The organism is Agrobacterium sp. 22-214-1 (genome assembly GCF_053522465.1).
Genome location: NZ_JBNWCK010000001.1, coordinates 401,680 through 425,956, shown reverse-complemented (window position 1 = coordinate 425,956; position 24,277 = coordinate 401,680). Strand labels below are relative to the sequence as shown.

Here is a 24,277-nt window from a genome sequence, read left to right as displayed (position 1 = left end):
CTAGGGCGTGCCACTTGCTTCTCCTGTAAAATCAGCTGCCTGCACAAAAATCTTCACGCGTCGCGTAAAGAAGTCTCGTTGTGTCTCATCCACTCGCCTGGGCCGGTGTCCGGTGAAATTCCAGGATAGCTGGAAGGCCCTGTCAGTGCGCAAAGTCAGGGCGCGAAAGCCGCGTCCAGAACGCGCAGTTGAACGCGCCTCTGGCCCTGCCAGAGATCGGCGCCCACGGTGCCGGCGACGTGAATGTTCCGGCCGCGCGCATTCAGCAGCATCTGCCCCAGAGGCGCTTCTGCGGCGCGGAACGCGATGCCGTCCAGTCGCGAGCCGTCCATGGCCTCCAGCGTGATCTTGACGTGAGCTGTACCCACAAGCCGCACATCGCGCAGACGATGCGCCGGCACGGCAAAGATGGGTTGCGAATGACCGGAGCCATATGGACCGGCCTGCTCCAGCTGGTCGACAAGCTGCAATGTGGCACCCGACGCGCCGATGGCGCCATCGATCTTCAGCACGCTGCTTTCTACCAGCTCGTTCACGGTCTTTGCCGCCGCTTCCTCGAAGAAAGTCCTGAGCTTGCCGAGATTGGCGCGCTCCACCGTCAGGCCGGCCGCCATGGCATGCCCACCGCCCTTGACCAGCAAGCCGGCCTCCACGGCGGCGCGCACCATGCGCCCCATATCGAAGCCGTTGATCGAACGGCCGGAACCGGTGCCCTTGCCGGAGGGATCGAAGGCAATGGCGAAGGCGGGACGACGGAAGCGATCCTTCAGACGCGAGGCAAGCAGACCGACAATGCCGGGATGCCAGTTTTCACGCGCAGTCACGATGACGCCCGCACCCGAGCCGTCGCCATATTCGAACAGCGCCTCCGCCTCTGCTTCCGCCAGCATGGCGGCTTCCATGGCCCGCCGCTCGCGGTTCAGCTCATCCAGCCTCTCGGCAATGACCTCGGCCTGCGAAGCATCATCGATGGTCAGGAGACGGCTGCCGAGCGCAGCGTCGCCGATGCGGCCGCCGGCATTGATGCGCGGCCCGATCAGGAAACCGAAATGATAGGGCGTCACAGGTCCGCCCAGCCCCGCCTTCTTGAAGAGAGCAGCGAGCCCGGCATTGTTCATATGGCGCGCGGCAATCAGCCCCTTCACCACATAGGCGCGGTTGAGCCCCTTCAGCGGCACCACATCGCACACGGTGGCAAGCGCGACGATATCGAGAAGCGATAGCAGATCGAGCGTGAAAGCCTGCCTGTGCCGCCTCTCTTTCAACAGCCGCAGGGTGGCCACCAGCACGAGAAACACGACGCCGGCGGCACAGAGATGCCCCTGCCCTGAAAGATCGTCCTCGCGGTTGGGATTGACCAGCGCCACGGCCGGCGGCAGCTCCGTGCCGACCTGATGATGGTCGATCACCACCACATCCGTTCCCGCATCCCTGGCGGCCTTCAGCGATTCATGGCTGGTGGAGCCGCAATCGACCGTCACGATCAGCGTCGCACCATTGGCGGCAAGCTGCTGCATCGCCGCCGGGTTCGGCCCGTAGCCCTCGAAAATACGGTCGGGAATATAGATTTCCGGTGTCAGACCGAAATGCGCGAGAAACCGGTACGTCAAAGCGGAGGAAGCAGCGCCGTCGACGTCGTAGTCGCCAAAGATCGCCACCTTCTCGCCGATCGCGATGGCCCGCACCAGCCGCTCGGCGGCCTTTTCGCAATCGGTCAGCACATGCGGATCGGGCATCAGGGAACGAATGGTCGGATCGAGGAACGCCAGGGCGTCATCGACACCCACACCGCGCCCGGCAAGCACCCGTGCGATCAGTTCCGGAATGGCGTGGATCTGGGACATGGCCAGCGCGCGGTTCTGCCCGGCCTGATCCAGCCGCGACACCCAGCGCTGTTCTGTCGCCGACCGCTCCACGCTTAGAAACGCGCGGGCCACGGTATCGGCCGGCTCCATCATTGCCATCCTGTCCATTCATCCTGTCACGCGCCCAATCGCGCTTTAAAACGGGCTAAATGGCGATGGCGTGTTTTTCAAGCAAAAACGCGCTTATGAGGATTCACACCGAAAAAATCGAGAAAAACGGGCTGACGATCGAGACCGCGCCAACAAGCAGCAGCAGCGAGAACACGGCAAGCGAACACCAGTTGCGCTCATGTTCCCCCATATCGAATTCCATGCTGCGAATATTGTCATTGGCATTGTGAGGCCGCGCCCGGTGATGGGCGGCCGCAACGCCTGCGCGCTTATTGTCCTTGAACAGGATGATCGATGTCACGGCCACGCCTCCCTCGCTTGGTGAACAGAATTAACCATAGTGCCGAATCGCCTTGTTTTCCAGCGCTTCCGACGCCGTCCCCCCAAATTTTATGGGCGCGAGACTACCGGCACGATGCAGGCAGCCATAGAACGAAAAAACCGCGCCTCCATCCGGAAGCGCGGCCCTCGATAACATCAAGATGACGAAGCGTCTCAGGTGCGCTCGATGCGGATGACCTGCGGCTCGCTGACGAGATATTTCTCGTTCTTGATCGCCTTCACGGCCTTGCGGATCGCATCTTCCATCGTCGCGTGGGTAACGAGAATGATGGTCTGCGGCGCGCCTTCCACATGCACGCGCTGACGCTGCACGATGGATTCCAGCGAGATGTTGTTATCCGCCATGCGGGTGGCGATGGAGGCGAAGACGCCGGCCTGATCCTTCACCGTGAGGCGAATGAAATACCCCCCCTCATGGCTCTTCATCTTGGCGCGGCGGTATTCCGTCAGCGATTTCGCCGGACGGCCGAGCACCGGCACCTGCTGGGCGCCCGGACGGCTCTTGGCGATATCGGCAATGTCGCCGAGCACGGCAGACGCCGTGGCGTTGCCGCCCGCACCTGGGCCAACCATCAACAATTCGCCGAGGATGTCGGATTCGATCGCCACCGCATTGGTCACGCCATCCACCTGGGCGATAACGGAATCGAGCGGCACCATGGTCGGATGCACGCGCTGCTCGATGCCGGATTCGGTCACCTGCGCCACGCCGAGAAGCTTGATGCGATAACCGAGCTCGGCGGCCGCCTGAATGTCCTCGCTGGAGATATTGGTGATGCCTTCCAGATAGATGTCATCGGCCGAAATCTTGTTGCCGAAGGCAAGCGTCGTCAGGATGGCCAGCTTGTGGGCGGTATCGTTGCCCTCGATATCGAAGGCAGGATCGGCTTCGGCATAACCCAGCCGCTGCGCTTCCTTCAGACAGGCCTCGAAGGACAGCCCTTCCTTCTCCATCTTGGTCAGGATGTAGTTGCAGGTACCGTTCATGATGCCATAGATGCGCGACACATGGTTGCCGGTGAGAGACTCACGCAGCGCCTTGATGACGGGGATACCGCCGGCCACCGCCGCTTCGAAATTGAGAAGCGCGCCCTTGTCTTCGGCAATGGTCGCCAGTTCGACGCCATGCTTGGCCAGCAGCGCCTTGTTGGCTGTCACCACATGGAGACCGCGTGCAAGTGCCGCGCGCACCGCATTTTCCGCCTGACCGGAAGCACCGCCGACCAGTTCGACGAAGACGTCGATCTCGGCTTCGCTCGCCAGCTGCTCCGGCGTGTCGAACCAGGTAATACCCTTGAGATCGATGCCGCGGTCACGCGAACGGTCGCGCGCGCTCACCGCAATAATCTCAATCGCGCGTCCGCAGGTAATCGCAAGTTCGTTGCTTCTCTGCTGGAGGATGCGCACGAGCGAAGCGCCGACAGTGCCGAGCCCCGCTATGCCGATTCTCAATGAATCTGCCATGGGTATGTTCCTGATTTGCTGATGATGGTGGCGGCCGAGGCCCGGCCGCCTTCGGTTGCCCTTATCTGTGGGCGTTGAGCGAAACGACGTTATGCATCGTTTCGTCTGCGCTCGACAGGAAACGCTTCAGATTGCGCGCTGCCTGACGAATTCGATGCTCGTTTTCCACGAGCGCGAGACGGACGTAATCATCGCCCATTTCGCCAAAGCCGATGCCGGGAGCAACGGCAATATCTGCCTTCTCGACCAGAAGCTTGGAGAATTCCAGGCTGCCGAGATGGCGGAACTTTTCCGGGATCTTCGCCCAGGCGAACATCGTCGCCGCCGGCGGCGGAACCTCGAAACCGGCCTTGCCAAACGTGTCGACCATCACATCGCGGCGGCGGCGATAAACGCTGCGCACTTCGGCGATGTCGGAACCGTCACCGTTCAGCGCATGGGTCGCCGCAACCTGGATCGGCGTGAAGGCGCCATAGTCGAGATAGGACTTCACGCGGGTCAGAGCCGCGATCAGCCGCTCATTGCCAACGGCAAAGCCCATGCGCCAGCCGGGCATGGAGAAGGTCTTCGACATGGAAGTGAATTCCACCGCAACGTCGATTGCGCCGGGAACTTCGAGAACCGATGGCGGCGGATTGTTGTCGTCGAAGTAGATTTCCGAATAGGCAAGGTCGGAGAGCACGATGATCTCGTGCTTCTTCGCAAAGGCGATGACGTCCTTGTAGAAATCCAGCGAAGCGACGTGCGCCGTCGGGTTCGACGGATAGTTGACGATCAGTGCCAGCGGCTTCGGAATGGAGTGGCGCACGGCGCGCTCCAGCGGACCGAAGAAGCTCTCATCCGGCTCCACATTCATCGAACGGATAACGCCGCCCGCCATCAGGAAGCCGAAGGCGTGGATCGGATAGGTCGGGTTCGGGCAGAGGATCACGTCACCCGGCGCGGTGATGGCCTGCGCCATATTGGCGAAGCCTTCCTTGGAGCCGAGGGTGGCGACGACCTGGGTATCGGGGTTGAGCTTCACGCCGAAACGGCGGGCATAATAGGCGGCTTGCGCGCGGCGAAGGCCGGGAATGCCTTTGGACGAGGAATAACGATGGGTGCGAGGGTCCTGAACGACCTCGCAAAGCTTGTCGACGATCGCCTTGGGGGTCGGAAGGTCCGGATTGCCCATGCCGAGGTCGATAATGTCGGCCCCGGCCGCTCGCGCGCTCGCTTTCAAACGGTTGACCTGTTCGAAGACGTATTGCGGCAGACGCCGGACCTTGTGAAACTCTTCCATCACTTTCCTCATGGGAATGGACCGGTGCTGCCGGCCCATAACGAAGGTTCGTTTTTGTTGTTAAACGCCGCCGACACGAACCGACCCGGCAGGCGTTATTCATTGTAGCGCAAAGCACGGGAAAACCTACAAGGCTTTTCTCGGCTCACGCCGCATAGCGGTGATCCGCCCGTCCTTCCGGCACGGCCTTCTCAGCCCCGCCGGCAAGGCGGATCGCGCACTATGATCAGGGAACTTGCATAACGCCAGATTCTTGGAAAATGCAAGGCAAGCCATGCTCAAGAACGGCCATTCCTGCCCTTCAGCCGCGTTCACCCTTCACAATTGCCGCGCGGATGACCGAAAGCACGCGCTCCGGCTCGATATCCGTGCAGATGAGCTGGCTCGGATGCCCGTCCCAGTCGCCCGGCGGAAAGGCGCGGCCATCCGGCTTCTGGATCGTCTGGCCATCGGCAAGACCGCCACAGACGACACGCACCGGGCCGCTGCGGGTGGTAAACAGTTCCGGCGCGACGAGATAAACGCAGGCGCAGCTGTCATGCACCACCATGCCGTCGCCGGTGCGGGTCTTGTAGAAATCGATATAGAACTGCGACAGGTCGGAAAGCAGCTGCACGGGCTTGCCGCCGGCCTCTGCCATCTCCGCCATGAAGGCGCTGGTCATCACGGTTTTCGTCGTCACGTCCAGTCCGACGACGACCACGCGCCAGGGCGCGGTAAAGACGAGATCGGCCGCTTCCGGATCGCCGTGAATATTGGCCTCGGCCGCTGGCGAGACATTGCCGTTCATATCGAAGGCGCCGCCCATGACGATCACTTCCTTCACCAGCGCCGCAAAATCCGGTTCCTCACGCAGTGCCAGCGCCAGATTGGTCATGCGGCCGACGGCGATCAGCGTCACCTCGCCGGGATGGGCCTTTACCGTCTCGATGATGAAGCGATGCGCCGGACGCGGATCGAGCGGCAGGTCGATGGTGTCGGGGATATCGATGTCACCGAGGCCGTTTTCACCATGGATGAATGTCGGCCAATGGCCTTCCTTGCGGGCGGGATCAAAGGTCACGCCCGCGCCTTTTGCGACCGGCGCGGTCATCTGCCATTCCCGCTTGAGGAAAAGCGCATTGCGGGTGGTGATGTCGATAGGCGCATTGCCGAAAACGGTGGTGACGCCGATCAGATCGATATCGGGGTGACGGTGCAGAAAAAGAAGCGCCATCGCATCATCCACACCTGGGTCCGTATCGAATATCACTTTATGCATAATGCCCTCATCCATCTGTATCAGGCGTCATCCGTCCTTCCGGCGACGCGCCACGGAAACATAGCGATAAGCGGCCGCACCGCAATCCCCTGCCCGTTGCCGGACGCAGAGAAAGAGATTGCGCCATGGCCCTTTCGGTGAAAGAAGAAGCCCTCTCCTTCCGCCCGCCCGGACATATCAAGTGCAAGACATCGCCCTCAACGTATTTATCGTCCTCTTCTGCGTCGCCATCTTTGCCGGCTTTATCGATTCCATTGCCGGCGGCGGCGGTCTTATCACCATTCCGGCGATGCTGATCATGGGCATTGCACCGCTCGATACGCTCGGCACCAACAAGCTGCAATCGCAATTCGGCTCGGCTTCCGCCACCATCGCTTATGCCCGGCGCGGGCATGTCAATCTGAGGGAACAATTGCCCATGGCCGTCATGGCCATGCTTGGCGGCGGGCTCGGAGCGGTCGCCGCCGGCTTCGTGCCTTCGAGCGTGCTGCGCACCATAATGCCGTTCCTGCTGATAGCGATTGCGCTTTATTTCGCCTTCAAGCCGCAGCTGAGCGATATCGACAGCCACCGCCGTTTCACCCCCTTCGTGTTCGGCCTCACCGTCGCGCCGCTGGTGGGCTTTTACGACGGCGTTTTCGGCCCCGGCGCGGGTTCCTTCTACATGCTCGCCTTCGTGGCGCTCGCCGGCTTCGGCATGCTGAAGGCAACCGCCCATACCAAGCTTCTGAACCTCGGCTCGAACTTCGGCGGTTTCGTTGTATTTGCTACAGGGGGTGCGGTTTTGTGGAAGCTCGGCCTCGCCATGGGCGTCGGCCAGTTCATCGGCGCACAGATCGGCTCCCGCTTCGCCATGAAAAACGGCGCGAAAATCATCCGCCCGCTGCTGGTGCTTTCCTGCTTGGCCATGGCGACGAAGCTTCTTATCGACGCTTCATCCGCGTGGTCCATCGCGACGATATGGGAAACGATATTCCCGAAATAAACGGGATTGCCGTCACAGACGCGCGTATAACATCATGCCGTCGCGCGGCGTCTGCGGTCCTCGATTTCGCGGATGACGACCATCGCACCGACAAGCTTGTAGGCAGATGAATAACACGGCGACATTTCCAACGATTTCACGATCGTGCGGCCGTTCTGGTCTTCCGCGTAGGTATACTTCGACGTATCGCCCTTGAAACAATTATCCAGCTTGTCCCTGAGGTCGTTCTGGAATCGGTGGACGCCGACAAGCTCCGCAATATGGCAACCCACAAGCCCTTCAGGCGCATTGCGCTGAAATGCGTCGAGAGAATTGGCGAACGAAACGCGATAACCGGGTGTAACGATCACGACGGGATCGTCCAGATCGTTCAGCATGTCTTCATCGAGGATCAGGTGGCGATGGTGCCACTCCAGCGTGTCCTCGTCCTCGTCACCAACGACTTTGGCCTTCGAAGGCATGCCGACGTAACGATCAACGAGCGTCCGCAGAAGCTCGGAGTTGCGCTGGACGCAGCCCAGATCTTCCGCCTCGTGGTTGAGGAGGTCGATGGCAAAACGAAACTGCTCGCGAATATCTTCGGAATTTTCTGTCTTGCGTCCGACGACCCGCTCGAGAAGCTGCTCCAGTTCACGCTCCAGCACTGCGATCTTGTCGGCTTCGTTTTTACCAACGGCAGATTGCAGTTCCGTATAACGCAGCCAGAACAACTCAATCAAATCTTTCAACCCAACTCTCCCTGAACGGGCATAACCCGGTTCCCAATGCGAACGGATTAACCCTTTGCCCCCTGATTATAGCGTCTTTGCGCTTAAAAATGACGTAACGAAACGCAGGAACGCCGCGAGGATTGTTGTCCAAAATATCACAGCAGCCGCCAATTTTTCAATTTCGATAATCCATGAACGAAAAATGAGGTTCCGCTAATATGGAAAAACACCGAAACGCACGGTTTCCCGGCTGAATTTCGCGAAAATCGCGGAGAATCCGGCCGCACGGCAGTCACCTCAAATCCGGTGCTTCACGTCCCAGCGGTCGTGATACCACAGCCATTGTCCGGGGTATTCGCGCACCCAGCTTTCCACCTTGTCGTTCAGAAGCTGCGCCGTCGCCTGAATGTCGACATTGCCCTTCTCATCGCGCGGAATTTCAACCTTGGGCTCTATTTCCAGCCTGTAGCGATTGTCGGGAAGACGCACGCAACGGGCCGGATAGACATCGCAGTTGAACTGCCGCACCAGCTTGGCAAGCAGCGGGTTGGTGCGAACCTCAAGGCCGAAGAACTTCGTCGTCAGACCCTTGCCGAACTTCTGGTCGACGAGCACGCCGACACCGCCGCCCTTTTCAAGCTGCCGCGCAAGCGCGAAAGAGGAACCGGCGTGCGACGGCACCAGATTGCCCATGCGCTCCTTGCGAAAGTTGAACACCTTGTCGGCCACGAAAGGATTGTTCGGCGGACGGAACAGCACCGTTACATCGAGACCGAAAGCCGAGCCGGCCACCGGCAGCAATTCGAAATTGCCGCTATGGGCGGTAAAGACGATGAAGGGCCGCGGATTGTCGCGCAGCTCAAGGAAGGTCGGAATGCCCTCGACCTCGATGCGGCCCGTTTCGTTCTTTTCCGGGTCGAAATCGAACAGCCGGTCGAGAAACACATATTCCGCGGCAAGCCGGCCCATATTGGCCCAGCTATCCATGGCGATCTCAAGCCGCTCCTCCTCGGATTTCTCCGGAAAGGCGCGCGCCAGATTATGGAGCATCAGCTTGTGGCGGCCGGTTTTCGGCCCCACCCAGCGCGCCAGCCGGTCGGCGGCGCGAATGCCCGCATCGGCGGGAAAAAGCTTCAGCAGGTTGAGAAGGCCGAAGGCGAATGTCGCAATCAGCCACTGCCGGAAGTGGTCCAGTTTCAGGACAATCCGTGTCAGGAACAGCTTCAAGATGCTCAGTCCATTCGCAGAACGATCTTGCCGAACACCTGGCGCGTCTCCATGCGCTCCAGCGCCCGGTCGATATCGTCGAAGGTCACTTCGGTGTCGATGACGGGATGAACGATGCCGCGCGCCATCTTCTGCATGGCGTTGGCCATGTTTTCCATGCGGCAGCCGAAGGAGCCGAGCAGCTTCAGCTGCTGCTGGAACAGCATCATCAGGTTGATTTCGGTGGAAACGCCCGACGTGGAACCGCAGGTGACGAGACGGCCGCCACGCTTCAGCGAGAACATCGAGGCGACGAAGGTGTCCTTGCCGACATGTTCGAACACCACGTCGACACCCTTCTTTTTCGTCAGCTTGCGCACGACGCCTTCGAAACGGTCGGTGCGGTAGTTGATGACGTGATCGGCGCCCAGCGCCTTCGCCCGTTCGATCTTGTCGTCGGAACCGACAGTGGTAATGACGGTACAGCCCATCTTCTTGGCAAGCTGGATCGCCGCCGTGCCGATACCGGAACCGCCGGCATGGATGAGGATCGTTTCGCCCGGCTCAAGCTTGGCATTGTCGAACAGCATGTGTTCGACCGTGCCGAAGGTCACCGGTGCGAGAGCCGCAGCAACGGCGTCAATGCCATGCGGCGCGGGCACCAGCTGGCGGGCGGGAATATTGATCTTTTCCTGAGCGAAACCGTCAAGGTGGAAACCGTGCACGCCCTGAACATGTTCGCACAGATTGTCACGGCCTTCGCGACACGGCTTGCACAGCCCGCAGGTGCGCGCACCGTAGATCGAAACGAGCTGGCCGGGCAGCACATTCGAAACGCCCGGACCGATGGCTTCCACCACACCCGAAGCCTCGGCACCGATGGTGAGCGGCATCTTGCGCTTGGCGAAAGCCATGCCCCGCCAGCCCCATACGTCGATGTGGTTGAGCGCCACGGCCTTGACGCGAAGCGTCACCTCGCCCGGCGCCGGCGCATCCGGTTCGGGCAGGTCCACTTTTTCGAGCTTCCGGTCGTCCACGAGTTGAAGAGCGCGCATATATCAGTCCTTCGCCCGAGGGCGTTATCTAAAAGCTATTCCCGCAAAACTCTGTAACCGTTTTGCGGCCGGAATGCGTAATCAAAGAAGCGAGAGCGTTTCCGCAATTGCCCCGGAAACGCTCCTGTTGATGGCGAAACCGGTTAAGCCGGTTCCCGCGTCATGACAAGGCTTGCATTCTGCCCGCCGAACCCAAAGGAGTTGGACAGAACCGCGCTCACCTGAGCATCCCGCTTCACATTCGGCACCACGTCGAGCGTGATGGTCGGATCGGGATTGTTGTAGTTGATCGTCGGCGGCAGCGTGCCGGTCAGCATGGTCTGCAGCGAGAACACCGCTTCCACGGCGCCTGCGGCGGTCAAGGTATGGCCGATCATCGACTTGTTGGACGACAGCGGAATATCCTTCAGGCCCTCGCCGAAGACGGCGAGCATGGAGCCATATTCCATCTTGTCGTTCTCAGGCGTCGAAGTGCCGTGGGCGTTGATGTAACCGATATCGCTTTCTGCCACGCCCGCATCGGCCAGTGCCGCACGGATCGTCGCAATCGCCGGGCCGCCATCGGGCGAAGACCGCGTGCGGTGGAAGCTGTCGGCCTTCTCGCCCGCACCCTTGATGATACCGAGCACCTTGGCACCGCGTGCAACGGCGGCTTCCAGCGATTCCAGCACCAATGTAGCTGCACCCTCGGCGATCACGAAACCGTCGCGGTCCTTGCTGAACGGCTTGGAGGCCTTTTCCGGCGGGTCGTTCTGGGTCGACAGCGCGGAGAGAAGCGAGAAGCGAATGAGCGCCTCGGCGCTGACCGAACCGTCGGTGGCGACCGTCAGCGCCCGCTCTGTACGGCCCTGGCGGATCGCCTCGACGCCGAGCTGGATCGCGGTCGCGCCCGATGCACAGGCCGTAGACAGCGTGACGGGCAGGCCACGAGTACCGAAACGATCGGAAAGGCGCTCGGAAATCGCGCCGAACAGGGCCGCTTCCTGGAACGCCGGGTCGGGACGCTGGCGGAAGGCCGTCAGGAACCGCTCATAGGCATCGCCCGGCTGGGCGGCCGGCGGAGACCGGTCGGCAAGCTCGAAACGGGCGCTCCATTCCGGCTCGATAGGCGGCGCTGCGAGAAACAGCGGGCCATCGAAATCGCCGGAGATACCGGCCTGCGCCAGCGCCTCGATGGTGGTTTCGCGCGCGAAGGCATAGGAACGCTCGACGGAATTCGGAACCGGGATATCGATGAAATCCACCGTGCCGCTGATGCGGGTCGAAAGCCCCTCGGTCGGGAAACGGGTGATCTTGTGGATGCCCGATTTGCCCGATGTCAGCGCCGCCCAGTTATCGGCAAGCCCCTGCCCGAGCGAGGTGATGATGCCCATGCCGGTGACGGCGACGATGGGACGACCGAGATGATCCCTGAAATTGGAAGTCATGGTCTTTCTCCTCAAACGTCGCGGGACAGAACGGCGACACCTTCGCCGCGCACATGGCCGACGGTGGTGACGACGGCTTCGCTGGCCGCCTCGCCCATGGGCTTTTCCTCAGTCGCATCGAAGGTAGGCACCTTTGCGCCGCTTTCAAGCGTCAGCGCGGCAAGCGCCAGCCCGAGCGGAAACTGTGCTTCCAGCCCATGACCGGTGACGCCGCCAAAACCGCGAATAACGGCATTCGGCAGGGCCTTTTCGAGAATATCCTTCTCGCGGGCCGTCACATCGTCATAACCGCTCGCGCCGGAAAACACGACGGTCGCCGCGCTGTCCTTGGCGGGAGCAAGCAGCCGCTCCATGCGCTTTTCCATCTTGCCTTCGTCACGGCTGCCGCGGTCGCCCTCGATGGCGTCGATGCGGGCATAAATGCGCGCGCCGCGCTCGCTGGCGTGCTTGCGCGATTCCAGCACCAGGAAGGCTCCGAGCGAACCGGAAACCATGCCGCCGCCTTCCTGGCCTTCGCGCGACCACAGCGGCTGCCAGCCGCCCTGCGCATGCGCGCCGATGGCCTCAAACAGCAGGATCATGTCGGGACGTTCCGCCGAGAAGGCGCCGCCCACCAGCGCATGGCTCGATTCGCCGGAGCGGATGCGGTGAAATGCGGTTTCGACGGCGGAAATGCCGGCCGCTTCCTCGCCCATGAAGGTGCGGGAAGAGCCGGTGACCTTGTGCACGATGGAGATATTGCCGGCCATAAGGTTGGAAAGCTGTGCGAGAAACAGCGTCGGGCGCAGCTCCGTCGTCAGCTTCTCATTGAGCAGCTTTTCGCGGTCGTTGCGCTTCAAAGCCTCGTCAACGATCAGCGTATCGACATTGATGTCGCGCTCACCGCCGCCGGCGGCAACGATCATGTCCATGGTGGCGCAGGCTTCGGCATTTTCCTTCAAGCCGGCATCATCAAGTGCAAGACCGGCGGCAAAAACGCCGAGACGCTGCCAGTTTTCCATCTGGCGCTGGTCGCCGCGCTTGGCGATCTGCGCGGACCAGTCGATCTCCGGCATGGGATGGACCGGATAGGGCTTGAACTTTTCGGTCTCGACCACCGGCTCCGGCACGGCGGTTCCGGAAAGAAGCGCCACATGCGCCTGGCTGCCGACGCCGTGACAGGTCACGATGCCGACCCCTGTTATCACCACATCATTGTCAGATTTCATCGTCTGTCATCCTTTGCAGCCGGCCCCGTCGAAACGGTCACGGCTATCCAACAGCGGTCGCGAACAACCACTTCATGCGTTGCGGAATAAAGCGCGCGATGCGGATTGGCAATGGTGAAGGCCTGATCCGCCGTCGCGAGCCCACGATTTTCGTGCTCAAAAACCGGGCCGGCGGGAAAAACGCTCTCCTTCGAAACGGACGGAAACGCTTATTTCTGCGCATCCGCGGCAATCGCCGCCATCAGGCCGACTTCCTCGGCCCGCTTCTTGACGATAGGCCCAAGCGGGATTTCGCTGAAGGGCATGGTGCGCAGTTTCAGCTGCGCGTCGCAGACCTTCTTGCCACCGCTGGTAATTTTCGCCTTGGTGACGGCAAAGCCCGAACCATCATGTTCCAGCACGGCCTTGATGTCGAGAACAGCGCCGGGCTCCACGAAGGTGCGCATCTTGGCGCCATCGACCGACATCAGGAACGGCATGGACGCAAAATCGGAAAACGCCAGAACCAGCATGCCGGACGCCTGCGCCATGGTCTCGATCAGAAGCACGCCCGGAACCAGCGGCATGCCGGGAAAGTGGCCTTCGAAAACCGGGCTTTTGTCGGGAACGACAGACTGCGCCTTCAACGTGCGCGTCGTCATGTCCACGGCCTCGACCTTGTCGATCATCTGAAAATATTCAAGCAGCATCCGTCCGGCCCGTCTCTGGTCGGTTAGTCATGGTTTGCCCGCAGGCGGCATCAAAAGAAAATGCCCGCCTGAAGCGGGCACTGTCAGATCAGCCCTTGGCTGCGCGCAATTCGTCGATCTTGGCGCAAAGGTTCTTCAACACGAAATATTCTTCGGTGGAAACCTTGCCTTCGTTGACTTCCTGCGTCCACTGCTCGAGCGGAATCTTGATGCCGAATTCCTTGTCGATCGCGAAAACGATATCAAGAAAGTCGAGGCTGTCGATGCCCAGATCGTCGATCGTGTGGCTCTCCGGCGTAATGGTTTCGCGGTCGATTTCGCTGGTCTCGGCGATAATGTCGGCAACCTTGTCGAATGTAGCTGTCACGCCCATAATCCTTATTGTCGTTCGTATGAATTATTCTGTCTGACGCACCACATAGGCAAGTCGCACAAAAAAGCCAATGGTTTCGTGACGTAACTTTGAAATTTGCCCCAAAACTGTTGCCTAAACAGCAACCGAATGACGACCCCGTCCATTGCCGAGATAGGCGTCGAAGATTGCCGCGATGTTACGCACGAAGGGCTTTCCAGCCTCGGTCACCGCAAAAATATCGGCGTCCATCCGCACCACGCCATCCCTGTCGCTTGCGGCAAAATGCTGCGCCTGGGCTCTCACGGAATGGCTCGCCTTGCCGAAACGGTGCTGCAAATGCGAAAGATCGATAGCGAAATCGCACATCAGCCTTTCGATGACATGCGAGCGCAGATGATCGTCCTGCGACAACTCTATGCCCTTGACGGCGGCAAGACCGCCCTCGCCCACCATCCGCTGATATTCCCCCGTCGCCACCATGTTCTGCACGTAGCCCTGCGGCAGCCTGCCGATGGACGATGCGCCAAGCCCGATCAGCGCATCGGCCGTGTCGGTCGTATAGCCCTGAAAATTCCGCCGCAGGGCGCCCGCTTCGGCGGCCTGACATAATGTATCGGTCGGCTTGGCGAAATGATCGATACCGATGGCCTCGTAACCCGCCTGTTTCAGCATCTCCGCCGCCATCGTCATCTGGCGGTAGCGCTCGGCAATATCCGGCAGGGCGTGCTCCGGGATCAGCGACTGGTGTTTTTTCATCCACGGAACATGCGCATAACCGAAAAGCGCGATGCGATCGGGGTCGAGCGACACGATCTGGTTCACCGTCTTTTCCAATGTCCCGCAGGTCTGGAACGGCAACCCATAAAGAATGTCGCAATTGACCGAGTGAACGCCCCTCGCCCGCACCGCATCCACCACGGATTTCGTCTGTTCGAAGGACTGGATGCGGTTGATGGTTTTTTGCACTTTGTCATCGAAGTCCTGAACCCCGAGGCTCGCCCGCGACATGCCGATGGCGGCAAGCGCATCGTAGCGGCTGTCATCCAGATCGTTGGGGTCCATCTCGACGCTGATCTCGGTTGCGAGGCCGAAGGTGAAATGACGCCGCAGACAGTCCATCAGGCTCTGCATGTCCTCCGGCTTCAACATGGTGGGCGAGCCGCCGCCGAAATGCACCGCACTCACCACCGCATCCGGCGAAACAAGTGCGCCGACGGCTTCGATCTCCTGCTTAAGTGCTTCAAGATAAACGGCAATCGGCTCGTATTTCAGCGTGTGCTTGGTGTGGCAGGCGCAGAACCAGCAAAGCCGGTCGCAATAGGGAATATGCAGGTAAAGCGACAGGCGATTCCTGTGACCGAGCGCGCCGAGCCAGCGGCAATAGGTGCCATTATCGATTCCCTCGTGGAAATGCGGCGCGGTCGGATAGCTCGTGTAACGCGGTACTGCACCCGAATATTTGTGAAGAAGTTCGGTATTCATCGCCCGATTTGCCTTTTATCAAGAAAATGTCGATTTCCTCTCTTTCAGTAACGGCTGCGACAGTTTGCAACTTTGACTTCAATCAAATTGCACCGTAAGTTCTTGCTAAAGTAGACGCAGGGGCGACGGCTACGTGGCGAAAGCCTTGCATGAGACCGGATTTGACACCCACGGTCGCAATCGTCCTGAAAAAGCCAGCATTGGAAAAGGCTTATGGACACGCTGCAGAAGACCATCCACAATTCGGAAGAACCCGTCGTTTGTCGCTCCTGCGAGGCGCGCCATGGCGGGCTTTGCAGCAGCCTGACGCCGCAGCAGCTTTGCGAGCTGAACCGCCATTCCAGCCGCAAGAAACTGGAAGCGGGCAATGAGCTTCTTGGCCAGGGCGAACTCGTCACCTCCTACGGCAATATCCTGAACGGCGTGGTGAAGCTGTCGAAAATGATGTCGGACGGCCGCCAGCAGATCGTCGGCCTGCAATTCGCACCGGACTTTCTCGGCCGCCCGTTCATGGCGGAAAGCAAGATGACGGCGGAAGCCGCAACCGATGTGGAAATTTGTCTCTTCCCGCGCCGCGTCGTCGACCGGATGGTTTCCGAAGTACCCGATATGGAACGAAAGCTCCACAGCCAGTCCCTGAAGGAACTGGACGAGGCCCGCGACTGGATGCTGACGCTGGGGCGCAAATCGGCTCAGGAAAAGGTTGCCAGCTTCCTTTACATGATCGCCACCCATATCGACCCGGAAAACGACGACAAATCCTGCTTCGACCTGCCGCTTTCACGCGCCGATATCGCCGATTTCCTCGGGCTCACCATCGAAACGGTTAGCCGGCAAATGACCAAGCTGCGCAAGGAAGGCATTATCCGCATCGAGAACAATCGCCACATCACCGTGCCCGATCTCGACGTGCTGAGTGACGCCGCCGGCAACGACTGACGGAATTCGCCCTCTCACTGCCCCTGAAGTGCAGGTGTCCCGAAATTGATGTGCGGCGCCCGCGCCTGAGCGGGTGCGAGCGCAAAACCGGCAAGAACCAGCAAAGCGGCGATGCATTTCATGATATTTCACCCCGTGCCCCGCTTTTTCAGCGGCCTGTTTGTTATGGCCGCATCATAAGCGGCAAACCGCATCCATCCGCTTAACATCTTGGGTAAGCGGAAGGTTCAGAGGCAGGGTAAAGAAGGGGTTATGATTGCCACTCCTCCCGCAAGAGAGAGCCGTCGAAGCAAATCAGGCTTTCGATGCAAGCAGCAACAGGACGAGGGAAAGAGGGCTGGACATGCCGGCCAGTACAAAAGCGAATACGCAGGCGACCCCGTAACTTAGCCACCCTAAACGATATCGCGTGGCCGCACCCCACAAGCAAACTAAAATATTCAGAACAAAGATCGATATACCGAGAAACATCGACGGCCCCACATCGAGTAAGCGCAGGACAAGAGGCAGAACGCCCAACAAAACTACAAAAACTAAAAGCACTTTTGGATTGCGCATTTCGATCAAAACCGGTTTCGCAAAATATAGCGCCAAAGCTGCCATACGCGATGGCCATAGCATGTATTGATTTGGGATTTATTGCGAGGCGGCAGGCGTCGCAACCGGCTTCTGGTTTTCGGCAAGCGCCCGCAGCTCGGCCACGCGGCGCTTGTATTCGGCTTCCGAAATCTGGCCGTTGCGCCTTGCCGCACCGAGCCGCGACAGGCTCGATTCCATGGTGGAGGCCTCATCCTCGCCCATCTGGGTGCCAGCGGCCGTCAGCGGTTGCGAAAAGGTCGGATAGGTGCCGGTGTCGCGCTTCTGGCTCACCGCAGTGTCGCTGACCGGGCGCGGGCCGACGATTTCGGCCGTCGGGCGGCGCATATGGGCGGGCGCGACGATCGGCTCCGGAGCCTTGCAGGCGGCAAGTGTGGCGGCGAGCATTGCGCCGGAGAGCGAAAGCACAGCGATTCTTGCCGCATTTTCCGCATATGTTCCCCATGTGCCCATGTGCTTGCCCATCGTCATGTTCCGCCTGTAAGGATATCTGCCGATATCGAATTCGACCACGGTTCGGCCCTTTGCGGCCTCCCCTTGCTGGTGGAACTTGTATTCGTTTTCATGCAGAATGTGCAAACACAAATTTGGTGGAGGATGGTGCATGGCAGGTGTTGACCGCGGCGGTGAGAAAAAGGGCGGCAAAACGCCCGGCTTCGACGCCAGCTCCGCCGAGGCCTACCTGATCCGAGACCCGGAAACCTTCGCGATCAACATCGCCCGTGCGCTCGAAAATCTCGGCAAGGCCGCATCCGAGTGGCTGGCGCCGCGCGAACGCGGTGAGATTCCCCAGACCAGCGCCGATCCGGTAACCGATCTCGTCAAGACGCTTTCCGATGTCGCCGAATACTGGATGGCCGAACCGAAGCGCTCGCTCGAGGCGCAGACCCATCTGCTTTCCAGCTATTACGATCTCTGGGCGAAATCGGTGGCGCAGTTTTCCGACGATGCCGATTCGGCCCCGGAAAAACCCGCCGAAAGCGGCCCTGCGGAACGCAGGAGCAGGCGCTTTGCCGATGCCGACTGGCAGACCAATCCGTTCTTCGATTTTCTCCTGAAAGCCTACCAGACCACCGTCGGTTTCGCCGACCGGATGGTGACGGAGGCAGACGGGCTGGACGAACATACCCGCACCAAGGCGCTGTTTTACATGCGCCAGGTGACGGAGGCCCTTTCGCCGGCCAATTTCGTCTTCACCAATCCGCAGGTCTTCCGCGAGACGGTCGCCTCCAGCGGCGCCAATCTCGTCAAGGGCATGGCGCAGCTGGCGGAGGATGTCGCGGCCGGCAACGGCCACCTGAAACTGCGCCAGACCGATTACAGCAAATTCGTCATCGGCCAGAATATCGCCGTCACGCCGGGCAAGGTGGTGGCGAAAAGCCCGCTCTGCGAAATCATCCATTACGCGCCGACGACGCAGAAGGCCTTCAAGCGGCCTTTGCTGATCGTGCCGCCATGGATCAACAAATTCTACATCCTCGATCTCAACCCGCAGAAATCCTTCGTCGGCTGGTGCCTCGAGCAGGGCCACAGCGTCTTCATGGTCTCCTGGATCAACCCGGATGCCCGCCTCGCCGACAAGGGCTGGGATGATTACGTCCGCGAAGGCATCGATTTTGCGCTTGATACCATCGAGGAGCAGACCGGCGAAAAGGAGATCAACGCCATCGGTTATTGCGTCGGCGGCACACTTTTATCCTCGGCGCTGGCGCTGCATGCGCAGCAAGGCGATGAGCGCATCCGCAGCGCCACGCTGCTGGCCGCCCAGACCGATTTCATCCATGCCGGCGATCTCAAGGTCTTCATCGATGAAGGCCAGCTGGCGGCGCTCGACAAACATATGCAGGCGGTCGGTTATCTCGACGGCTCGATCATGGCGACCGTCTTCAACATGCTGCGCGCCTCCGATCTCATCTGGCCCTATGTGGTCGATAACTACCTGCGCGGCGCCGAGCCCCTGCCCTTCGACCTGCTCTACTGGAACTCCGATTCGACGCGAGTGACGGCCGCCAGCCACTCTTTTTATCTGCGCAATTGTTACCTTGAGAACAATCTCGCCCGCGGGCTGATGCGGGTCGCCGGCAAGCGGATCAATCTCGGCGATATCAAAATCCCGGTCTATGATCTCGCCACCCGCGACGATCATATCGCGCCGGCGAAATCGGTCTTCACGGGTGCTGCGCTGTTCGGCGGGCCGGTGGAATTCGTGCTCGGCGCATCCGGCCACATAGCCGGCGTCATCAATCCGCCGCAGCTTGAAAAATACCAATATTGGACAGGCCCGTCACCGGCCGGCGACTTCGACGGCTGGCAGGCCGCCGCCACCCCGCACAAGGGCTCCTGGTGGGTGCACTGGCAGAACTGGATCGAAAGCCAGGATGGCGAGAAGGTAAAGGCGCGAAAACCGGAGGACGGCAAGCGCCCCGTGCTCGGCGATGCGCCGGGAACCTACGTCCTCTCCTGACCAGTTCCATCATCTAACATCTTTCAGGCCACATGCTCTTCACACCCCCGCTTACTCCCGCCACGCTGATTTCCCGCTACAAGCGCTTCCTGTTCGACGCCATTCTGGAAGACGGCACCGCGATCACCGGTTCCTGCCCCAATACCGGCTCCATGCGCGGGCTCACGGCTCCGGGCTCCCGCATATGGCTGTCGGAACATGACAGCCCGACCCGCAAGTACCGGCACATGCTGGAAATGGTCGAGGCCGACGGCACCACGGTCGGCATCAATACCGGCATGCCGAACCGGCTGGCGGAAGAAGCGATCCTGAACGGCCAAATCCCCGAACTTGGCGGCTATTCGACGATCCGGCGCGAACAGAAATACGGCCGCAATTCCCGCATCGATTTCCTGCTGTCCGAGCCCGGCCGGCCGGACGCCTATGTGGAAGTCAAGAACGTGCATTTCATGCGCGAGCAAGGCCTCGCCGAATTTCCCGATACCGCCACCAAACGCGGCGCGAAACATCTGGAGGAACTGGGTGACGCCGCGGAAGCAGGTTACCGTTCGGTGATGCTCTATCTTATCCAGCGCGACGATTGCGACCGGATGCGCATCTGCGACGATCTCGATCCCGTCTATGCGCTGGCGTTTCAGCGGGCGATGGCGCGCGGCGTGGAGGCCTATGCGGTGAAATGCACGGTCTCCCCGGCACAAATTTCGGTCAGCGGAACGGTTAAGATGGACGAATGGCGTCCGGCTGTTTTATGAACAGGGACGTAAAGAGACAGAAAGCACCAAGATGGTCACCTATATCGACGCAGCCTCCGCCCCCCTCAAGAATACCGGCGTCATCCGCCTCTATACCCCTGAGGACTTCGACGGGATGCGCAAGGCGTGCCAGCTGACGGCGCGCTGCCTCGATGAACTCGCCGCAATCGTCAAGCCGGGCGTGACGACCGACGCCATCGACCGTTTCGTCTTCGAATTCGGCGCCGACCACGGCGCGCTGCCGGCGACGCTGAATTATCGCGGTTATACCAAATCCGTTTGCACCTCGATCAACCACGTCGTCTGCCACGGCATTCCGGATGAAAAGCCGCTGCGCGAAGGCGATATCGTCAATATCGACGTGACCTATGTGCTTGACGGATGGCATGGCGATTCGAGCCGCATGTATCCGGTCGGCCAGATCAAGCGCGCCGCCGAGCGGCTGATGGAAGTGACCTATGAATGCCTGCTGCGCGGCATCGCGGCGGTGAAGCCCGGCGTGCGCACCGGCGCAATCGGCGCGGCGATCCAGGCCTATGCGGAAGCGGAGCGCTGCTCTGTCGTGCGCGATTTCTGCGGCCATGGCGTCGGACGTCTGTTCCACGACACGCCGAACATCCTGCATTACGGCCGCCCGGACGAAGGGCCGGAAATCCGCGAAGGCATGATCTTCACCATCGAGCCGATGATCAATCTCGGCAAACCGCATGTGAAGGTGCTTTCCGACGGCTGGACGGCGGTAACACGCGACCGGTCGCTCTCCGCACAATATGAACATGCCGTCGGCGTCACGGCCACGGGCTGCGAGATCTTCACACTGTCGCCCGGCGGCTTCGACCGTCCGGGCCTGCCGCCGCTTCCCCCCGCATAAGGCCAGACCCGCCTATGGCAAAACGCCCCACCCCGCCTTCCGCCGATCTTTCCAAAACTCCCGGCTTTCAGGCGGGCGAAGGCGATCTGTTCAACGGAGCGGATGAGCGCGGCTTTTTTGCCGAATCGCGAAGCGGCGCAAAAAAGCCGGCAGCCATCGTCGAACAGGAAGCGGATGCCGCCCATTATCACGGACATCGCGACCGGCTGCGGGCGCGTTATCGCGATGGCGGCGACGCGGCGCTCGCCGATTACGAATTGCTGGAGCTTCTTCTCTTCCGGCTGATCCCGAGGCGCGATACCAAACCCATCGCCAAGGCCCTGATCGCCCGCTTCGGAACGCTTGGCAGCGTGCTCGGCGCGCCCTTGCCGCTGTTGCAGGAAGTGAAGGGCGTGGGCGAAACCGTGGCGCTCGATCTGAAGCTCGTCGCCTCCGTTTCCCAGCGCATGCTGAAAAGCGAAATCCGCAACAAACAGGTGCTCGGCTCCTGGTCCTCGGTCATCGATTATTGCCACGCCGCCATGGCCCATGAAACGCGCGAACAGTTCCGCGTCCTGTTCCTCGACAAGCGCAACGTCCTGATCGCCGATGAGGTGCAGGGTCAGGGAACCGTGGACCACACGCCGGTCTACCCGCGCGAGGTCGTGCGCCGCGCCCTTGAACTTTCATCTACCGCTTTGATTTTAATACACAATCATCCAAGTGGAGACCCAACCCCTTCGCGCGCCGATATCGAGATGACCAAGACCATCATCGACACGGCAAAGCCGCTCGGCATCGCCGTCCACGACCACATCATCATCGGCAAGGACGGCCACGCCAGTTTCAAAGGCCTTCGGCTGATCTGAAGTAGACGCGAAAGTTTAAGAAGAGCTGCAACCCATAGGAGCGGCATCAACACAAAATTAACACCTATAAATTAGCATTTCCGAAAATAATAAATCAAGGCATCGAACCTTGATGCCTGAAGGAACGGGGGTGCTTTATGTTTAATGGAGTGCGTTTCTTTCGCGATAGATCTGGCTCGTCTGCTGTCGAGTTCGCCATCGTCGCACCGATATTCTTTCTCGTCCTGCTCACCATGATCGCCTACGGCATTTATCTGATGGCGGCCTATTCGGTGCAGCAGATTGCCGCCGACGCGGCGCGGACGGCGGTTGCCGGCCTCAACACGACCGAACGCCAGCAGCTTGCCCGGGATTTCGTCACCAAAAGCGACCTCAGCTACGCCTTCATGGACAAGAGCCGCTTCACCGTCGATGTCGCGACGGATCCCGCCAATGCCAACCAGTTCACGGTGAAGGTCGAATATGACGCCCGCGATCTGCCGATCTGGAGCCTCTACAGCTACACCCTGCCCGAGCCGGTCATCCGGCGTTTTTCCACCATCCGGATCGGAGGAGCATGACATGCGAGATATTCATTCCCTGCTTCCCCGCTTCCTCAAGGATAGAACGGGCAACATCGCCATTTCGGCGGGGCTCACCGCACCGCTCTTTATCGGCATATTGGCGCTCGGCGTCGACTACGGTTATCTGACATTGCAGAAACGGCAATTGCAGCAAACCGCCGATCTCGCAGCCATATCGGCGGCAGCAAACGCCACGGACGCCGAAAAGGCGGTTCAGCAATATTTCGCCCTCAATGGCATGGATCTCGGTGTCAGGACGGCCCAGGGACTTTTGACCGAAAAGGGCCTGCAACCCTTCGACCCGCTGAATGAATTCGCCAACAGCAAGGGTTATGCCGAGGTCATCAAGGGTCATTACGAGCCGGATGCGACAGTCCCGGTCGGCCAGCGTTTCGTCGATAACGCCCTGCCCACCAATGCGATAAAGGTGAACATCGTCGAACAGGGCCAGATATTCTTCGCTTCCGCCTTCACCAAGCCGCCAAAGGTCTCGGCGGTCGGAACGGCCTCGTCCCAAAGGATCGCGGCATTTTCGGTGGGATCGCGCCTCGCCAGCCTCGATGAGGGAATTCTCAACAGCCTGCTCGGCGGTCTGCTCGGCACCACGGTTTCATTGAAACTCATGGATTATCAGGCGCTTCTCGCCGCCGATGTCAATGCGCTGAAGATCGTCGAGGCGCTGGCCATCGATCTCAACCTCACCGCCGGCACCTATAAGGATGTTCTGAAGACGGAAATCAGCTACGGCAAATTCCTCGACGTGCTGACGAAAACCACAGGCTTGCAGCCAGCGGTCGTCAACATTTTGAATACGCTGCAAAAAACCGTCAACAAGAGCAACGTCAAGATCAAGCTCGAGGAGATACTCAATCTCGGCCCGTTCTCGGACAAGCTGATCGGTACGGGCGAAAACCTCAAGGTCACCGCCGGCGTCTTCGATCTCATCAATGCCGCCGCCGTGGCGGGCAATGGCGGCAACCAGCTGGGGCTTAATATCAACGCCAATCTTCTCGGTCTCGCCTCGGTCAAAGCGACACTCGCCATCGGTGAACCGCCGGTCGAAACGCCGTCGCTTGCCGTCGGCGGTCAGGGCACCGTGGTGCGCACCGCACAGACCCGTCTTGCGGTCAGTGTCGTGGTGGACGGGCTTCAGGCCATTGCCGGCCTCAAGGTCAATCTCCCGCTTTATGTGGAAGTCGCCCATGCCGAAGCGCGGCTTGCCGATATTCGCTGCACGGGCGGCGGACAGGGCACCGTCGATGTCGAGGTCGTTCCCGGCGTCGTCGAAATCGCCCTTGGCAATGTCGATACCACGGCCTTTGCCAATTTCGGCAGGGACCCGCGCGTCACCAAGGCCGCAATCGTGGATTCGGCGCTGCTCGCCATCAATGGCAGCGCCCTCATCAACGCCACCAATATGACCAAGACCAAGCTGACCTTCACGCAGTCCGATATTACCCAGGCCAAGATCAAGAGTGTCTCCACCAAGGACACCGTCACCACTCTTGTCAGTTCACTGCTGAAAAACCTCAACCTGGATATCAGGCTTCTCTTCCTCAACCTGGATTTGGGAGGCCTGGCGGGCATTCAGTCGGCGCTTGCCAACACGCTCGCGGCAGTCACCGCTCCGGTCGATCAGCTGCTCTACAACGTGCTTCTGGTTCTCGGCGTCAAGATCGGCGAAGCCGATGTGCGTGTCACGGATGTTCGCTGCCAGCAGCCGGCGCTGGTGCAATAATTCAGCGCCGCGCATGAAAAAGCCGCCGGAAGGTCTCCCGGCGGCTTTTTTGTTTATGGTGTC

At 60.2% G+C, this 24,277-nt stretch carries 23 protein-coding genes; 8 read left to right on the top strand and 15 right to left on the bottom strand.

The features are described 5' to 3' along the window. Positions 1–155: 155 nt before the first annotated feature. The 5 genes from recJ to ACQZ5G_RS02140 form a co-directional block, all read right to left on the bottom strand. Positions 156–1,964 carry a single-stranded-DNA-specific exonuclease RecJ gene (recJ, locus tag ACQZ5G_RS02160; protein WP_448737070.1) on the bottom strand — a complete coding sequence of 603 codons (1,809 nt, stop codon included), beginning with the start codon at positions 1,962–1,964 and terminating at the stop codon, positions 156–158. 94 nt (positions 1,965–2,058) lie between these two features. Then, complete coding sequence (locus ACQZ5G_RS02155; RefSeq protein WP_003524853.1) at positions 2,059–2,283, bottom strand: hypothetical protein; 225 nt, start codon at positions 2,281–2,283, stop codon at positions 2,059–2,061. 188 nt (positions 2,284–2,471) lie between these two features. Then, the gene (locus ACQZ5G_RS02150) at positions 2,472–3,782 is read right to left on the bottom strand and encodes a homoserine dehydrogenase (RefSeq protein WP_003524852.1); all 1,311 of its coding nucleotides are present in this window, start codon (positions 3,780–3,782) and stop codon (positions 2,472–2,474) included. A gap of 61 nt (positions 3,783–3,843) precedes the next feature. Continuing rightward, complete coding sequence (locus ACQZ5G_RS02145) at positions 3,844–5,064, bottom strand: LL-diaminopimelate aminotransferase (RefSeq protein ID WP_003524851.1); 1,221 nt, start codon at positions 5,062–5,064, stop codon at positions 3,844–3,846. Positions 5,065–5,365: 301 nt separating this feature from the next. Next, on the bottom strand, positions 5,366–6,325 hold the full coding sequence (locus tag ACQZ5G_RS02140) for a nucleoside hydrolase (protein ID WP_003524850.1): 960 nt from the start codon (positions 6,323–6,325) through the stop codon (positions 5,366–5,368). 181 nt (positions 6,326–6,506) lie between these two features. Between ACQZ5G_RS02140 and ACQZ5G_RS02135 the strand changes: the two genes are divergently transcribed. After that, the gene (locus ACQZ5G_RS02135; protein WP_448736841.1) at positions 6,507–7,310 is read left to right on the top strand and encodes a TSUP family transporter; all 804 of its coding nucleotides are present in this window, start codon (positions 6,507–6,509) and stop codon (positions 7,308–7,310) included. A gap of 32 nt (positions 7,311–7,342) precedes the next feature. On the opposite strand, the gene ACQZ5G_RS02130 is transcribed toward ACQZ5G_RS02135, so the two are convergent. From ACQZ5G_RS02130 to hemN, 8 genes are all read right to left on the bottom strand, one after another. Beyond that, positions 7,343–8,038, bottom strand: a complete 696-nt coding sequence (locus ACQZ5G_RS02130) for a hypothetical protein (protein ID WP_035240634.1) — start codon at positions 8,036–8,038, stop codon at positions 7,343–7,345. A gap of 279 nt (positions 8,039–8,317) precedes the next feature. Beyond that, positions 8,318–9,247 carry a lipid A biosynthesis lauroyl acyltransferase gene (locus ACQZ5G_RS02125; RefSeq protein ID WP_448736840.1) on the bottom strand — a complete coding sequence of 310 codons (930 nt, stop codon included), beginning with the start codon at positions 9,245–9,247 and terminating at the stop codon, positions 8,318–8,320. A gap of 5 nt (positions 9,248–9,252) precedes the next feature. Beyond that, positions 9,253–10,281 carry a zinc-binding dehydrogenase gene (locus ACQZ5G_RS02120; protein ID WP_003524845.1) on the bottom strand — a complete coding sequence of 343 codons (1,029 nt, stop codon included), beginning with the start codon at positions 10,279–10,281 and terminating at the stop codon, positions 9,253–9,255. 143 nt (positions 10,282–10,424) lie between these two features. After that, positions 10,425–11,708: a beta-ketoacyl-ACP synthase gene (locus ACQZ5G_RS02115; RefSeq protein WP_003524844.1), complete on the bottom strand. Its 1,284-nt coding sequence runs from the start codon at positions 11,706–11,708 to the stop codon at positions 10,425–10,427. Positions 11,709–11,719: 11 nt separating this feature from the next. Further along, positions 11,720–12,916, bottom strand: coding sequence for a beta-ketoacyl-ACP synthase (locus ACQZ5G_RS02110; protein ID WP_003524843.1), 1,197 nt, complete (start codon positions 12,914–12,916; stop codon positions 11,720–11,722). 209 nt (positions 12,917–13,125) lie between these two features. Beyond that, on the bottom strand, positions 13,126–13,605 hold the full coding sequence (locus ACQZ5G_RS02105) for a beta-hydroxyacyl-ACP dehydratase (RefSeq protein WP_448736839.1): 480 nt from the start codon (positions 13,603–13,605) through the stop codon (positions 13,126–13,128). An 88-nt stretch (positions 13,606–13,693) separates the two neighbouring features. Further along, positions 13,694–13,978, bottom strand: coding sequence for an acyl carrier protein (locus ACQZ5G_RS02100; RefSeq protein ID WP_003495848.1), 285 nt, complete (start codon positions 13,976–13,978; stop codon positions 13,694–13,696). A 114-nt stretch (positions 13,979–14,092) separates the two neighbouring features. Continuing rightward, entirely contained in the window at positions 14,093–15,442 is a 1,350-nt protein-coding gene (hemN, locus tag ACQZ5G_RS02095; RefSeq protein WP_448736838.1) for an oxygen-independent coproporphyrinogen III oxidase, read from the bottom strand. A 213-nt stretch (positions 15,443–15,655) separates the two neighbouring features. On the opposite strand from hemN, the gene fnrN reads away from it, so the two are divergent. Continuing rightward, positions 15,656–16,381 (top strand): transcriptional regulator FnrN, encoded by a 726-nt coding sequence (fnrN, locus tag ACQZ5G_RS02090; protein ID WP_338810378.1) that lies wholly within the window; start codon positions 15,656–15,658, stop codon positions 16,379–16,381. A 294-nt stretch (positions 16,382–16,675) separates the two neighbouring features. On the opposite strand, the gene ACQZ5G_RS02085 is transcribed toward fnrN, so the two are convergent. Beyond that, a complete protein-coding gene (locus ACQZ5G_RS02085) occupies positions 16,676–16,984 on the bottom strand; it encodes a hypothetical protein (protein ID WP_448736837.1) in 309 nt (102 codons plus the stop codon). A 33-nt stretch (positions 16,985–17,017) separates the two neighbouring features. After that, on the bottom strand, positions 17,018–17,557 hold the full coding sequence (locus tag ACQZ5G_RS02080; protein ID WP_003524833.1) for a hypothetical protein: 540 nt from the start codon (positions 17,555–17,557) through the stop codon (positions 17,018–17,020). A 25-nt stretch (positions 17,558–17,582) separates the two neighbouring features. Here ACQZ5G_RS02080 and ACQZ5G_RS02075 point away from each other — a divergent pair, with 25 nt between their 5' ends. The 6 genes from ACQZ5G_RS02075 (at position 17,583) to ACQZ5G_RS02050 (ending at position 24,214) form a co-directional block, all read left to right on the top strand. Continuing rightward, positions 17,583–19,442: a PHA/PHB synthase family protein gene (locus ACQZ5G_RS02075; RefSeq protein WP_448736836.1), complete on the top strand. Its 1,860-nt coding sequence runs from the start codon at positions 17,583–17,585 to the stop codon at positions 19,440–19,442. A gap of 32 nt (positions 19,443–19,474) precedes the next feature. Then, positions 19,475–20,194, top strand: a complete 720-nt coding sequence (gene sfsA, locus ACQZ5G_RS02070; protein ID WP_448736835.1) for a DNA/RNA nuclease SfsA — start codon at positions 19,475–19,477, stop codon at positions 20,192–20,194. 31 nt (positions 20,195–20,225) lie between these two features. Continuing rightward, entirely contained in the window at positions 20,226–21,065 is an 840-nt protein-coding gene (gene map / locus ACQZ5G_RS02065) for a type I methionyl aminopeptidase (RefSeq protein WP_065115772.1), read from the top strand. Between the two features lie 14 nt (positions 21,066–21,079). Next, positions 21,080–21,913: a RadC family protein gene (gene radC / locus ACQZ5G_RS02060; protein ID WP_448736834.1), complete on the top strand. Its 834-nt coding sequence runs from the start codon at positions 21,080–21,082 to the stop codon at positions 21,911–21,913. A gap of 137 nt (positions 21,914–22,050) precedes the next feature. Continuing rightward, positions 22,051–22,473 carry a TadE/TadG family type IV pilus assembly protein gene (locus ACQZ5G_RS02055; RefSeq protein WP_003524819.1) on the top strand — a complete coding sequence of 141 codons (423 nt, stop codon included), beginning with the start codon at positions 22,051–22,053 and terminating at the stop codon, positions 22,471–22,473. A 1-nt stretch (position 22,474) separates the two neighbouring features. Next, positions 22,475–24,214: a TadG family pilus assembly protein gene (locus ACQZ5G_RS02050; protein ID WP_448736833.1), complete on the top strand. Its 1,740-nt coding sequence runs from the start codon at positions 22,475–22,477 to the stop codon at positions 24,212–24,214. Positions 24,215–24,277 lie beyond the last annotated feature (63 nt).